The 14,190-nt window shown below is 68.8% G+C and carries 11 protein-coding genes; 6 read left to right on the top strand and 5 right to left on the bottom strand.

The features are described from left to right. Window positions 1-81: 81 nt before the first annotated feature. The 3 genes from smc (at window position 82) to RIC11_RS01715 (ending at window position 6,329) form a co-directional block, all read left to right on the top strand. Window positions 82-3,741, top strand: coding sequence for a chromosome segregation protein SMC (smc, locus tag RIC11_RS01725; RefSeq protein WP_350208099.1), 3,660 nt, complete (start codon window positions 82-84; stop codon window positions 3,739-3,741). A 677-nt stretch (window positions 3,742-4,418) separates the two neighbouring features. Continuing rightward, a complete protein-coding gene (locus RIC11_RS01720) occupies window positions 4,419-4,991 on the top strand; it encodes a helix-turn-helix domain-containing protein (protein WP_350208098.1) in 573 nt (190 codons plus the stop codon). A gap of 390 nt (window positions 4,992-5,381) precedes the next feature. Next, the gene (locus RIC11_RS01715) at window positions 5,382-6,329 is read left to right on the top strand and encodes a polyprenyl synthetase family protein (protein ID WP_350208097.1); all 948 of its coding nucleotides are present in this window, start codon (window positions 5,382-5,384) and stop codon (window positions 6,327-6,329) included. A 1-nt stretch (window position 6,330) separates the two neighbouring features. Here the strand turns inward: RIC11_RS01715 and RIC11_RS01710 are convergent, their stop codons facing one another. Together RIC11_RS01710 and RIC11_RS01705 are read right to left on the bottom strand one after the other, a co-directional pair. Continuing rightward, a complete protein-coding gene (locus RIC11_RS01710) occupies window positions 6,331-7,410 on the bottom strand; it encodes a permease prefix domain 1-containing protein (RefSeq protein ID WP_350208096.1) in 1,080 nt (359 codons plus the stop codon). Next, window positions 7,410-7,787, bottom strand: a complete 378-nt coding sequence (locus RIC11_RS01705) for a PadR family transcriptional regulator (protein ID WP_350208095.1) — start codon at window positions 7,785-7,787, stop codon at window positions 7,410-7,412. The genes RIC11_RS01710 and RIC11_RS01705 overlap by 1 nt, the downstream gene beginning before the upstream one ends. Before the next feature lie 139 nt (window positions 7,788-7,926). Here RIC11_RS01705 and RIC11_RS01700 point away from each other — a divergent pair, with 139 nt between their 5' ends. Further along, window positions 7,927-9,618 (top strand): Na+/H+ antiporter NhaC family protein, encoded by a 1,692-nt coding sequence (locus RIC11_RS01700; RefSeq protein WP_350208094.1) that lies wholly within the window; start codon window positions 7,927-7,929, stop codon window positions 9,616-9,618. A 20-nt stretch (window positions 9,619-9,638) separates the two neighbouring features. Here the strand turns inward: RIC11_RS01700 and RIC11_RS01695 are convergent, their stop codons facing one another. From RIC11_RS01695 to hisE, 3 genes are all read right to left on the bottom strand, one after another. Continuing rightward, window positions 9,639-10,826, bottom strand: a complete 1,188-nt coding sequence (locus RIC11_RS01695) for a serine/threonine-protein kinase (protein WP_350208093.1) — start codon at window positions 10,824-10,826, stop codon at window positions 9,639-9,641. A 76-nt stretch (window positions 10,827-10,902) separates the two neighbouring features. Beyond that, on the bottom strand, window positions 10,903-11,796 hold the full coding sequence (hisG, locus tag RIC11_RS01690) for an ATP phosphoribosyltransferase (protein WP_350208092.1): 894 nt from the start codon (window positions 11,794-11,796) through the stop codon (window positions 10,903-10,905). 67 nt (window positions 11,797-11,863) lie between these two features. Next, entirely contained in the window at window positions 11,864-12,169 is a 306-nt protein-coding gene (hisE, locus tag RIC11_RS01685) for a phosphoribosyl-ATP diphosphatase (protein WP_350208091.1), read from the bottom strand. A 209-nt stretch (window positions 12,170-12,378) separates the two neighbouring features. Between hisE and miaA the strand changes: the two genes are divergently transcribed. Next, window positions 12,379-13,323, top strand: coding sequence for a tRNA (adenosine(37)-N6)-dimethylallyltransferase MiaA (gene miaA / locus RIC11_RS01680; RefSeq protein WP_350208090.1), 945 nt, complete (start codon window positions 12,379-12,381; stop codon window positions 13,321-13,323). Window positions 13,324-13,466: 143 nt separating this feature from the next. Next, window positions 13,467-14,153: a hypothetical protein gene (locus RIC11_RS01675; protein ID WP_350208089.1), complete on the top strand. Its 687-nt coding sequence runs from the start codon at window positions 13,467-13,469 to the stop codon at window positions 14,151-14,153. The last annotated feature ends 37 nt before the right edge of the window (window positions 14,154-14,190 follow it).

Below are 14,190 nucleotides of genomic sequence, written 5' to 3'. Positions count from 1 at the left end.
TTTCGAGCCCGCCCACACCGCCGGCCTGCGCGATCCATTCCGCATACCGCAACCCGTCATCCGAATTCCGCAATCCCCGCGATGCTCACTTCGCTCCAGCTCGTCGGCTTCAAGAGCTTTGCGGAGAAGACCCGCTTGGTGTTTCCGCAGGGCGTGACGGTCGTCGTCGGGCCGAACGGGTCGGGCAAGTCGAACGTGGTCGACGCGGTAAAGTGGGTCCTGGGCTCGCAGAGCCCGCGGAGCTTGCGGGGCAAGGAGATGACCGACGTCATCTTCAACGGCTCCGAGTCCCGCAGCCCCCTGGCCTCGGCCGAGGTGACCCTCGCATTCGACAACCGCGTCCCCGAAGCGGGCGGGCGGCGGCTGTTCGCCGATGTCGACCACGAGGAGGTCCGGCTCACGCGCCGCGTGAACCGCAGCGGCGAGGGCGAGTACCTCGTCAACGGCCGCCCGTGCCGGCTGCGCGACTTCCGCGAGTTGCTCGCCGGCACCGGAGCGGGCGCCGACTCGTACAGCATCATCGAGCAAGGGCGTGTCGACGCGGCCCTCAGGGCTTCGCCCCTCGAGCGGCGGCTGCTGCTAGAAGAGGCGGCCGGGATCAGCCGGTTTCGGCTCAAGAAGCGCGAGGCGGCGCGGCGCCTGGAACGCGTCGAGCAGAACTTGCTGCGTCTGTCCGACATCGTCGATGAGGTCGAGGGGCGCCTGCGGCGCGTGCGCGCTCAAGCCGGCAAGGCCCGTCGGTACCGAGAGGCCTCGCTGCGGCTCAAGGAGGCCCGCACCGAATTGGCCGCGGCCGATTGGCGCCGGCTCGCCGCCGAACGCCGCCGGCTGGCCGAAGCCCGGCATGCGCTAGCCGAGCAGGTCGAGCTCGACAGAGCCGGCATCGCCGAACAGGAGCAACGCTTGGCGGACGCTCGCGCCGCCGCGACCGGCATCGAGAGCCACGACAGAGCGCTGAGGGTCGCCCAGCAGCGGGTCACCCAGGCTTCCCGACGGGCAGCCACCGCCGACGCCGACCGCCGGCAGGCGACCGATGGCCTGCTGAGTTCCGCGCAACGCTTGCTGGCAGCCCGTCGCGAATTGGCCGCCGCCGGCCCGGACGACCAAGCGATAGCCGCTCTGCAAGCGGCCGATGAGACAGCGCGCCAATACGAGTCGGCCCTCGCCGAGGCGCGTCGTGAGGCGGAGGAAAGCCAGCGGCAGCTGGACTCGATCCGCAAGCGTCATACGCTCGAAACGACGATCGCGGAGCGTGTGGACCGGCTGCGTGTTCGTTGCGAGACCAAGCTCACGAGCCTCCGGCAACGCCGGGCCGACGCGGCGCGTGCGGCGGCGGAGCTAGATAGGCAAACCCGGCAGAAATCCGAAGAAGCCGACGCGGCGATCGCGGCGCTCGCCGACGCGTCGAGCCAGCGCGACGCCGCGGCCGATCGCCTCCTCCGGATCGACCACGCGATTGCGGGAGATCGCCGCCGGTTGGCGGAGCGGCGCAACGAGGCGAGCCATCAGGCGGAGGGCATCGCCGAGCAGCGTGAGGAGCTCGTCGGCTTGCGCCACTCGCTCGCCTCGATCGAGGCCGAGCAGAAGCGGCTGGAGCGGCTCAACGCCGATGTGGGGCGGATGGTCGACGCGTCGGACGCCACCGCGACGCGGCTCGGCGTCGAAGGCCTCGTCGCCGACCTGATCCACGTCGAGGCGGATTTCGCTCCTCTGGTCGAGGCCGCGCTCGCCGAGCGGGCGGAGCACGTGGTGGTCGACTCTCGGAGCCGGCTCGTCGACGCGCTGCTGTCGGCCGCCGGCGCCGGCGGCGCTTTATCGGTTCGTGCCGGATTCCAGGCGCTCGACAGCCGCCCCCCGGCGCTCGCTGTCGACCAGATCGACCTCTCCGACACGCCGGGCGTGGTGGGCCGGGCCGTGGATTTCGTTGAGGTCGAGCCGCGGCACGCCGACCTGGCTCGGCGGCTGTTCGGCCGAACTTGGTTTGTCGACGACTTGGAAACGGCGGTCCGACTCTCCGAGGGAGTCGGGCGCGGCCTGTCTTTCGTGACGCTCAGCGGAGAGTCGCTCACCTCGGCCGGCGCTATCGTCTGCGGCCCACGAGACGCCGCGGCCAGCTTGCTCACGCGCCGAGAGGACGCCCAGCGCCTGAAGTCGCGGCTAGCCGACGCCCAGCGCCGCGTCGCCGAGAGCCAACTCGAACTGGAGCGTCTGCGCTCGGCGGTACGCGAAGTCGAACAGCGCCTCGAAGCCCACACCGAGGCGGCGGCGATCGAGCGAGAGCACCTGGCGTCGGCCGCCCAACGGGCCGCTGCACTGGAGGAACGACGTCGCCACCAGCAGTCCGCTCTCTTGTCGCTCCAACAAGAAGCGGCTTTGCGCCGCGACCAGACTGCAGAGCTCCAGCAGCGCATCGACGCGTTGGCCGGCCGGCTGCAACGGCTCGCCGCCGCACCAGGCAGCAACCGCTCGCCCTCCGACACGGCTCGGTTGCTCGCCGAGGCCCAGGCGCATGCCGCTCGGACGGCGACACGAGTCGAGGAGCTGTCTCTAGCAAGCCAGAAGCACACCGAGCTGCTCGAGTCGTTGCGAGCCGAGGCGAAAGGGGCCCGGCGCGGTGAGCCGGAGGTCCGCGGTCGGGTCGATCAGGCAGAGAAGGAGTGGCGACAAGCCGAGAGGTCGGCCGAGCGGTCCGCGTGTGAATCGCTGCGGGAATCGGCTCGGGTCGCCGACGCGATGCTCCGGTTGGAGGAAGTCACGCTAGCCGCCCGCCAAGACCGGCGGGCCCGCGCGGCGGCCGAGCAGATCGTCGCGGAGCTGTCGGCGGCCGTCGCCCAAGGGCGGGGCGAGCTCGACGCGGTCGCTCGTCGGCTCGCCGACGCCGAGTTGCAGTCGCAGCGGGCCGAGCTCGAAGCGCAATCGGTCGCCCGCCGCGTCCGCGACGACTACGGGATCGACGTCACCGAGCCGCGCTTCGCCCGCGAACCGGAGGGCCGCCCGCCAGTCGATCGGTCGGCGCTACGGGAGGAGATCGATCGGCTCCGCCGGGAGGTCGAGTCGACCGGCGCGGTCAACCTGGCGGCGCTGGAGGAACTCGACGAGCTAGAGACACGTTTCGCTACCCTCTCCGAGCAGTACAACGACCTAAGCCAAGCCAAGAAATCCCTCGCCGGGCTCACCAGCCGGATCGACGCCGACAGCCGCGAGCTGTTTCAAGCCACTTTCGAGACGGTCCGCGGGCACTTCCGCGAGCTGTTCGCCCGTTTGTTCGGCGGCGGCGAGGCGGATCTTCTGCTAGTCGACCCGCCGGACGGCGAGGCGGCGCCCGGGCCCCTCGATGGGGGGGTGGAGATCGTCGCTTGCCCGCCCGGCAAGGAGCTGAGAAGCCTGACGCTGCTCTCAGGCGGCGAAAAGACAATGACGTGCGTCGCCCTGCTGCTCGCTCTATTCCGCAGCCGACCGAGCCCCTTCTGCTTGCTCGACGAGGTCGACGCCGCGCTCGACGAGGCGAACGTGGGCCGCTTTCTAGAGGTCCTCAAGGATTTCCTTGGGGAGACCCAGTTCATCGTGATCACGCACAGCAAGCGCACCATGGCGGGCGCCGACACGCTGTACGGCGTGACGATGCAAGAATCGGGCGTGTCGAAGCAGATTTCTGTGCGATTCGAGGACGTCGGCGAGGACGGCGTTATCCGGCTCGACCAGCCTGGCGCCCCGCTGGCGCCGGCGCTCCGTGCGGCTTGAGGCCAGCGCGCCGAATGGCGGGTTGGCGCCCGCGCTAAAGTCGCACCCTGTTTTGTAACGAAGATAAGGGTCGGATGGGTTCGTCTCCCTCCGGCGGCAGGCCAGGCGCCTCGCCCGCCGGTTCCCGGGAGACTCGCAGGGGGGAGCCTGCCTTTGATCCATCCACTGGACCGCTGCGGCTGCGCCCCGTGCGCGTCGGGACCCGGGTTCTGCCCGGCCGGACGCAACGGGTCGATCGCCGCTGCCTGGTGAGAGGGCTTCCCCCTGCGAGTGACCCTGTCTGCGGGCAGAGTGCGCGTCGCCCGTGCGTGAGGGCTAGCGGGCGCCGCGAGCGAGGGGAGTTGTGCCGGTTCTGATGGTCGTGACGGGCCCCGCGCCCAAAGCGACTCCGAAGAGCCCGCATTGGGCAACGCCCGTCCCACTCCCGTAGCCGATGCAAGCAGTACTACGGAGCGGATCAGAAGGACCTGACCCAAACCGAAAGCACAAACCCCCCCTTTAGGACCCCGACCCAGACGCACGTCGGTAGCCGACTCTCTCCAAGGGAGCGGCGTACGAAGCGACTCCGGCCCCACCGGAGGCGCCGACGGGCGAGGGGTTAACCGCGCGGCGCGCCGTGACCCAGCGTGTGCGTTGAGCGACGAGCGGACATTCAGTACAGAGAATTGGAGAGCCCGATGAAGGTCTTCACGACGGGTCAGGTCGCCAAGATCTGCAAGGTCGCCCCGCGCACCGTCAGCAAGTGGTTTGATTCGGGGCGCCTTAAGGGATACCGGATCCCCGGTTCCCAGGACCGCCGAATCCCCCGAGAGTACTTGATTAAATTCCTCAAGGAGCACGGCATGCCGCTGGGCGACCTGGAGGACGAGGCGATGGCCAAAGTGCTGATCGTCGCCCAGGACCAGGTGCTGATCGAGAATCTCAAGCGGGAGCTCCCCGCCGAGAGGTCGTTCCGCACGCAGACCGCCGCCAGCGGGTTCGAAGCCGGCATCCAGGCCGAGAGCTTCCACCCCGACTGCATCATCTGCGACTTCTCGATCGGCCACGTCGAGGCGTTGCAGATCTGCCAAAACCTGCGTCGCAACATCGACTTCGCCGAGACGATCTTGATCGCCCTGCTGCCGGACGACGGCTCGAGCATCAGCTTCGACCGGTCGACCATCAACGAGACGTTCAAGAAGCCGTTCGATTCGGCCCTGCTTGCCGAACGGCTACGGACGCTGATCGGCGCCAAGAAAGAGCTGGTCTGAGTCTGCCAGCACCCGGCCGAGCCGCCGCCAGCCACCCGCGTCCGCTCGCCGCGGCCGCGACAATGGCGGATCACATAACTGGGGTCGACCGCTGGAGGCGGTCGCTGCCGCGGGGTTTTCCCAGCCCCGTGGCGGACGCCCCTTCTGAAACGCCGCCAGAGGCCCGCTCGCAAACGCGAGCGGGCCTCTGGCCGTTAATGGTGCAGGTTTCTCGGCCGGTCGCTGGGCGGTTAAGCGCAGCACGGCGGCCGCGGTACGCAAGGAGAGGGCCGTTTTCTAGCCCTGACGCGACCGCCCCGGCCGACTTAAACTGCTCGCATGCCGACTTCGACCCAATCGCCGCACGGGGCCCCAGCCGCCACCGCTCCCCTTTCGGATTTGCTCGGATCGGTGGCGACGGTTCTCACGCGGGTCGAGTCGCGGCTTCAGGCCGAGCTGACGAGCAAGGACCCCCGCGTCGACGAGGTGGTCCGCCACGGCTACCGCCTCGGTGGCAAGCGCCTACGCCCCGCGCTGGTGCTGCTTTGCGGGGAGGCCGTTGGCTGTCTCACCCCTGCGCACGAGTTGCTCGGCGTGGTGGTGGAAATGATCCACACCGCGACGCTCGTCCACGACGACGTGCTCGACGAGGCCGCGCTCCGCCGCCACGTGGATACGGTCAACGCCCGCTGGGGCAACGAGAAGAGTGTCTTGCTCGGCGATTTCCTCTTCTCGCACGCGTTCTACCTCGCCTCGACCCTCGAAGCCGACGCCGCCACCGCGTGCCGGCTGATCGGCCGGTCGACCAACCGTGTCTGCCACGGCGAGCTCCGGCAGACTCTGGCCGGGGGCGACCTCACGGTCAGCGAGGAGGACTACCTCGCGATGATCGAAGGCAAGACCGCCGAGCTCTGCGCGTGCTGCTGTCGGCTGGGGGCGTTCTATGCTGGCGGCAGCGCTCCGGTGGCCGACGCCCTCGAGGCCTTCGGCCGCGACCTCGGCATGGCGTTCCAGATCGCCGACGACTTGCTCGACCTCACCGGCGACGAGGCTTCTACCGGCAAGACGATCGGCGTCGATCTGGCGAAGCAAAAGCTCACACTGCCGCTGATCTACACCCGCGACAGCCTCGTGAACGGGCCGCGCGTGCACCTCGAGAAGTGGCTCCGCGAGCCGACGGCCGAGTCGCGCCGCGAGCTGCACCGGCTGGTCGAGGCGGTCGGCGGCTTCGCGTACGCGAAGCAGAAGGCGACGCAGTACGCGGACAGCGCGATCGATCGGCTGTCGATCCTTGAAGACAGTGAGGCGAAGCGTACTCTCACGCACTTGGCCCGCTTCGCGAGCCGCCGCGACGCGTAGCTCAGAAAGCGCCGCCCCCTCCTCCAAAGGTTCCCTGCTGACGGTGAACTCTTACTACGAGAGGGTCGTTCGTAGGGTCGGTATCGATCCCATTCGCGTACCACGTTTGGTTTTGTTCGATTGCTGTGAGCGATATTGCGTCTCCGACGGCAAGGCAATCGAACGAAACGATTCCCTCTTCATCGGCCGTAGTTTGCAATCGAAGGTACTGTGCCGAACCGCTCTCGCCCGGCTGCGAGTACCTGGAATTCAGTCGGACGGTGGCGCCGGTCAGCGGCCTGAGCTTATCGCCACCACCGTCGGTTCCCGCTAGGGGTTCGAAGGGATCGCCCGCGTCGTCGATATCGGCAAGCAGTTTAAGGCGTTGCACCACCGCTCTTGGGAGTTGCAGCGTCAGCGTTTCGCCGGGCCGAAAAGGCCTGTTCAGCGACTCGGTGACAAACGCATGACCGGGCGCGATTGCGGTGACGTTGTCCAATTGCTTGTCGCGGAAAGTAAGCTTCGTCTGGTGCTCGCCTGCCTCGTCGACCCGCACGACAAAACTGTCGAAGTAATTGCGTTCCGCATTAGTCCACCCGAACGTCAACGACGCTTCGTCGATCGGGCTTCCCGAGTCGTCGACTACGCGGATGCGGATCGCGTCGTCGTCGTCGGCGGCAGCTCGCCCGTCTGTCGAACGGATTGTCTCCGATGGAGTGACAAGTGATCGGAGTCCGGCCTCGATGCTTGCCAGTTGATCGCGCATCTCGAGTTGCTGCCCCACCATGTCGTGGGCAAACTGCCATTGAGACCACCCCATGGCGCTAGTGGCGACTACCAGCAACCCGATCAGCAACGCCTGAACGCGCTTCACCATCACGGAGTCTCCTTGTTTCTCGCGGCGACAACGCCGCACGATTGCGCCGAAGTCACCGAACTGCTCGGCCGCTCTTCGCTGCGCCTCGCCCGCCGGGATGCCCCGCCGCTCGTGCTCTTCCGCGAGTAGGTTCACGTGCAGCCGCAGCTCCTCGGCGATCTCGTCGTCGATCTCCTGGCTGGGGCGGTCGTCGCCCGGGTAGAGCCAGTAGGGCAGGGCGGGCATCACACGGCCTCCGCGGCGGGACGTGCAAGGCGCGGCGTGGCCGCGCCGGTCTCGATCACCTTGCCGATCGCTTCGGCCATCGCCCGCCAGCTGGCCACCTCCGTTTTCAGCTGGGAGCGGCCGTTGCGGGTGAGCCGGTAGTACTTCGCCCGCCGGTTCGCCTCGCTTTGTCCCCACTCGCTGACGACCCAGCCACGGCGCTCCAGGCGGTGCAAGGCGGGGTAGAGGGAACCTTCCTCGACGCGCAGCAAATCACCGCTGGCAGAGAAGATGTGCCGCGCGATCTGGTAGCCGTGCTTCGGGCCGCCGTCGAGCGTCTGCAGGACGAGCAGATCGAGGCTCCCTTGGGGCAGCGGCGTGTCTCTCCGGTCGGCCATCTTGTTCCCCTTGCGTGTCTATGGGAGTGTCGCACGGCGACCCCTGGCGCGTCAAGGGGAAAGACGAAATCGGCCCGGTCGGACAAAATCCGCCGACAGGCGCGACTCCCTCTTTGCCCGAACGCCACCACGGAACCGGATGCACCCCTACGGCCTGCTGAGCCTCGCCCCGCCAGTCATCGCGGTGGTCCTGGCGATCATCACCCGCCGGATACTGTTCTCGGTGCTCGTCGGCCTGTTCGGCGGCGCGTTGCTCACGACCGGTGGCGACCCCGTCGAGGCGGTCGTCGATCTCTTCGAGGTCCACCTCTGGAGCACGTTCATCGAGCCGGGAAAGCTGCGGCTGTTCTCGTTCACGATGGCAATGGGCGCGATGGTCGGGCTGCTCCACGCGGCCGGCGGCATGCAGGGCCTCGTCCAGTTGATGACGCCCCTGGCGCGCGGCCCCCGCAGCGCGCAACTGACCGGCTGGGTCCTCGGCCTGGTGGTCTTCTTCGACGACTACGCGAACACGCTCTTGCTAGGCGGGGCGCTGCGGCCGGTGTTCGACCGGCTGCGGATGTCGCGCGAGAAGCTCGCTTACCTGGTCGATTCGACCGCCGCGCCGGTCGCGGGGCTGGCGATCGTCTCGACCTGGGTCGCGGTCGAGATCTCTTACATCCAGGAGGGACTCGACAACCTGCCGGGCCAGCCGCTCGGCGAGGGGGGCGCCAGCGCTTTCGGCCTGTTCGTCGCTTGCCTGCCCTACCGGTTCTACGTGATCCAGGCCCTGCTCTTCGTTCCGCTGGTGGCGCTCATCGGACGGGACTTCGGCCCGATGCACGCCGCGGAGGAGCGCGCTAGGCGGGAGCCGCCGGTTTCAACGGAGGCCCACGACGACGACGCGGCGCTCCCTCAACCAACCCACTGGTCGAACGCGGTGGTCCCCCTCGTGGCGACCTTGGCGACCGTTACCGCATTGTTGTGGGTCAGCGGGCAAGCGAGTCTGCCCGCGGGCTACGACTCGGGCGGGTCGACGCTGGCCCTGTTGCGTGACGTGTTCGGCTCGGCCGATTCGGGTATGGCCCTCATGTACGGCGGGCTCGTGGGGCTCGGCGTGGCGGTCGCCATGGTGCGGGCGCGGAATCTGTTGCCGCCTGAAGAGACCACAGCCGCCCTGGTGCGGGGCGTGGTGGTTGTGCTGCCCGCGGTTGCAATCCTTTGGTTCGCGGGGGCGATGTCGCGGATGACCGGCAACCGCGACGTCGACGGCGCGCCCACGACCACCCCCTACGAGTACTCCGACACGCGGCTCTACACGGGCGAGTACCTCTCCCAGCAGCTGCTGGGCGCCGACGGCGACGCCCCGAGCGCGGCCCTCAAGGCCGTGTTGCCGACCGGGGTGTTCCTGTTGTCCGCGGTGGTCGCGTTCTGCACGGGCACGAGCTTCGGCACGATGGGCCTTGTCGTGCCGATGGTCGTTCCGATCGCGTACGCGGCGGCGGCCGATGGCGTTGGCGACCCGACCGCTGCGCCGCTGTTCCTCGCGTCGCTTGGCGGTGTGCTGGCCGGCGCGATCTTTGGCGACCACTGCTCGCCGATATCCGACACAACCGTTCTCTCGTCGACCGCCAGCGGCTGCGACCACATTTCCCACGTGCGTACGCAGCTGCCGTACGCGCTGGCGGTGGCGGGCGTGGTGGTGCTGTTGGGGACTGCGCCGCTTGCGCTGAAGATCAGCGTGTGGGTGTTGCTGCCGCTGCAGACAGCCGCCCTAGCGGCGTTGCTCCTGATTGCGGGGCGAAAGCCGAGCTCGCCCGAGGCCGAAGCCGGCGCCGCGACACAGCCCTAGCGGGGCGGCCCCGTTCGTCGCTAGCCAGCCCACACGAGCACGAGCAGCGTCCCCAGCCCGACAGTCACGACGAGCAGCAAGCCTGCGCAGCCTTTGCGTTCCGGACCGCCCTCGGCCAGCCGGCGCGAAAGGCTCGCGTCGCCCGCCGGGGCGACGTACGCGGGCGGCGTCGGTGAGGCGGTCGGCGGGGCCGTGTCGTTGTCGGCGTCGTCCCCGCTGTAAGGCTCCTCGTCGTGCGGGGACGCCGCGTCGAACTCCGCGTCGCTGTCGTCGAGGCTCGGCAGCGGTTCGATCGCGGCGGGCGCGCCGGTGAGCGAATCGGCGAGGTTGTCGACCTCTCCGTCGGGGGCCGACAGGATCGCTTGCAGGGCCTCGACGACCGCTTGCGCCGTCGGCGGCCGGTCGTCGCGGTCTTTGGCGAGCAGGCGGTCGACCAAGTCTTCCAACGAAGCCGGCGCGGTCGGCGCAACCGAGCGTAGCTTGGGTGGCGGCTCGTTCACGTGTTGGCGGAAGAACTCGATCGCGTCGGACCCGGTGAACGGCCCCCGCCCAGCGACCGACTCGAACAACACGCACCCCAGCGCGTACAGGTCCGCCCGGCCGTCGATGTCGCGTCGCCCGCGGACCTGCTCCGGCGCCATGTAGCGGACCGAGCCGACGGTCTGCCCGGAGATCGTCAGGCGTTCGGCGTCGTCTTTGAGCGCTAGGCCGAAGTCGCCGAGCTTGAGGGCGCCGTCATCGGCCAGGAAGATGTTGCCGGGCTTGAGGTCGCGGTGGACCACCCCGCGGTCGTGCAGCGCGCCAAGCGCGGCGGCGACGTGGATCGCCCCCTCGACGGCGTCGCGCCAGGGCAGGCTGTTCCGACGACGCAGGACCTCTTGCAGCGACCCGTAGGGGGCGATTTCCATCGCGTAGAAGAGGTAATCCTCCGCCAGCCCGGAATCGACGTGCCGCAAGATGTGCGGGTGATCGATCGCTTGCGCGACGCCGATCTCACGGACAAACCGGTTGAAGATTGCTTCGTTGGCCGCGTGCTCCGGCCGCAGCAGCTTGAGGGCCACCTCGGGCGGGTGGTCGGGCGGCGACTCCTCGGCTTCGCCCTCGGTGGGTTTCCAGGCCGCCCTAAAGACTTTCCCCGCCCCGCCCGTGCCGAGCACCGCCACGAGTTGGTAGGGGCCGATCCGATCTCCGACGTCCTTACCAGCCAAGGCTCGAGCCTCCTGATGGGGCAACCGGGGCGCCCGCTCGCGAGCCGACACGGCCCGCCGACCAGCGGCGCCCGGCTTACAGCCGGCAGTTCTTTATCGCGGTCTCGAGGATGGCGTGCGCTCCGAGTTTTTCCAGCCGCTCCATCGCGTCGATCACCTCGCCCCGCTTGACCATCGCTCGCACCGCGACCCAGCCTGCGGCGTCGAGTCGATTCACCGTGGGGGAATCGAAGCCGGGAGTGATCTTCTCCGCTTCGGCGAGCTTGCCCTCGGGCAGGTTGTACTCGAGCAGGGAATACCCGCGCGCGATGATCACGCCCTCGACGCGACGGACGATTTGGTCGCAGAGTTGCCGGTGGCTCGTCGACGGGTTCTGGATCAGCACCGTTTCATAGGAGCCGATCTCGTCGAGTATCCGCAGCTTGTTGGCGGCCAGCGTGCTGCCGGTTTCGACCAAGTCGACGACCGCGTCGGCGACACCCAGGGCGATCATCACTTCAACCGAGCCGGTGAGCTCGACGATGTGGCACGTGACGCCGTGCTTGTTCAGGTAGTCGCGTGTGACCGTAGGAAAGCTGGTCGCGATGCGGTCGCCGGCCAAGTCCTTCGGCTCGACGACCGGGCTCGACTCGGGCACACAGATCGCAAGCCGGCACGCCCCCATGCCGAGCTGCTTGCGGACCTCGACGGCGGGGCGGTCCGCCATGGGGCGCGTGACACCGGCCTCCTCCACCAAGTCGCTGCCGGTGACGCCCAAGTCGATCGCTCCCTCGGCGCAGAGGATCGGAATGTCGTCGGTCCGCAGGAACGTGACGTCGATCACGCCATCGATGCCGGCGGCCGATTTCACACGGGCGAACAGGTCGCGGTTCTGGCGGCGGAACTTCAAGCCGGCGTCGGCGAGCAAATCGGTCGCCAATTCGGCGAGCCGGCCCTTGCTAGGAACACCGATGCGGAGCGGGGAAGGCATTTGCGGCGCTGGTTTCGGCTGGTTCCGGCGGGCGAGCAGGGGCGAACTGTCCGGTGGCTGACGCGGTCTACCGACGACTCGCTTTCTCGGTCAGTCCGGACGTGCCGAACCGGCGTTGGAGCTCTTGTTCGACTTCTTCGAGATCGACGCCGCGCCACCGGAAGAGGACCATCGCGTGGTAGAGCAAATCGGCCGCTTCGTAAACGAAGTGCTCCCGCCCCGCCTCGCCCGGCTCGCCGGCCGCTTCGACAAGCTCGCCTGCCTCTTCGGTGACCTTCGGCCCGATCTCCTGCAAGCCCCCCGCGAGCAGCTTGGCCGTCCACGAAGACCCCGCGTCGGCCGAGGCGGCGCGCTCGCGGATGGTCGTCTGCAAAGCGTCCAGCGGTCGCGGCGGGGGACTCACGGGTACGATCTGTGGGCAGGGGGCGGGTTGGCACGAGTCGGCGAGCCCGCCAGCTTAGATGCCGCCGGGGCCGGCGGCAATCGACCGCCGCCCGGATGGAGGGCGGTCCGTCGTGCGGTTCCGACGGGGCGATCAGCCGCCGCGCCGCGGTTAGAAAAGCGAGAACTACAGTCGAAGCGATGCCCGCCACTCCGATCGATTTCGCCGCCGAATGCTGGTTCCTGACCGGCGCTACCGCTTCGGGGAAGACTTCGGTGGGGCTGGCCCTCGCGGAGCGGCTGGGGGCCGAGATCCTGTCGCTCGATTCGATGGCGGTCTACCGCGGCATGGACATCGGCACCGCCAAGCCCGACGCGGAGTCCCAACGCCGCGTGCCGCACCACCTGATCGACCTGCGAGACCCGCACGAAGAGTTCAGCGTGGCCGAGTACCGCGCGGCCGCCGAAGCCGCCGCCCGCGACGTGATTCTCCGCGGTCGGAAGCCGCTGTTCGTAGGCGGCACGCCGATGTACCTGAAGTGCCTAATCCGCGGGCTCTTCGACGGCCCCGCGGCAAACTGGGAGTTGCGTCGCGACCTCGAACAGGAGCTGTCGCGAGAAGGGGCGGCGGTCTTGCACGAGCGGCTTGCTCTGGTCGACCCGGTCGCCGCGTCGAACATCCACCCCAACGACGCCCGCCGTATCGTTCGGGCGCTTGAGGTCTTCCGGGCGACCGGAGAGCCGATCAGCCATCAGCAGATGCAGTTCGACGACGCGCGTCCGGCCGACGAGTGCCGGGTGTTTGTTCTCAAGCGGGATCGCTCGGACCAGCACAAGCGGATCGAGGCCCGAGTCGAAGCGATGATGTCCGAAGGCTTGGTGGACGAGGTCCGCGCGCTGACCGCCCACGGCCGGCCCTTGGGGCGGAGCGCCAGCCAAGCAGTCGGGTACCGCGAGGTGCTACAGCACCTGGCCGGCGAGTACGGCCTGGCGGAGACCATCGAGCGGGTGCAGGCGCGGACGCGCCGCTTCGCGAAGCGGCAGGGGACTTGGTTCCGCAGTCTCAGCGAGAGCCGGTTCGTCGATGTGGCCCCAGACGAGACGCCCGACTCCGTTACCGAACGCATCTTGGCCGCCGGGCGGTAGGCGCCTCGGGAGGGTCGTGCGGGCTGCACCGATCCCGGCGAAAAGGTTCAAGCAGACGAGGCCTTGGCCGGGGCCGTCCCGCGCGCGTTGCGGCGCAGAATGGATCGTCGTGATCCGTTCAGCCCTCCCAAGGTCCCACTTCGATGACCCGACGCCGCTTCGCGTTCTGGATCGGCATGGGGCTGTTCGGCGTGGGCGAACGGCTTCGTGCGGAGTCCCTCGACGCGATGGCCGCCGCCCTGATGCGGTCGACCGAAGTGCCCGCACCTCCGCCGCCGGCGTTGCCCGAACCGTTTGTGGCCCCGGCCATGCCGGTCCACTGGCAGGCTACTCACAACCACACGTGGCGTTGGGTGCAACGTGAGGAGTACCTCGGTGGCCAGTGGCGGCTGACCGGGATGACGACCCCCGTGCACCGCCGGACCGGCGAACCTCTTGAAGGGGGGAAGGGCTACCTAGACGAGGAAGCCGTTCCCGAGCGTTTCCGCCTCGAAGCGGACAATGGGGGGCTGGCGGCCGACGGGGCAGAGCAGCTCGGCGAACCGCACGGCGAGGACAGCGTGCCGGCTGCCGTCGAGGCGCCCGGGCCCGACGCGGTCGAGGCTCGTCGGTTGCGTCATGGGCGACCTCCGAGCCGCTGGCTGAGGAGCCTTACAGCGGCCGAACTGAGCGTCTGGCTAGCCACCGTCGAGCCCCCCGAGGCGACCGTCGAGGGCATGACCTTCGCCGTCCATCTGACCCGCGACCACGGCTTCGCCGACGCGCCGGTGGCTGGGCTCACCTACGAGGAGCAAGCCAAACTCCACGGCGCAGCGCACCACGGGTACTGAACGGGCGCCCCCGCCGACTCGAAGTGCCGTGGCGGCG

The organism is Botrimarina sp. (assembly GCF_040219535.1).
In the GTDB taxonomy this organism is placed as follows: domain Bacteria; phylum Planctomycetota; class Planctomycetia; order Pirellulales; family Lacipirellulaceae; genus Botrimarina.
Note: the sequence above shows the minus strand (reverse complement) of the source record. Positions and strands in the feature narration are given on the sequence as shown.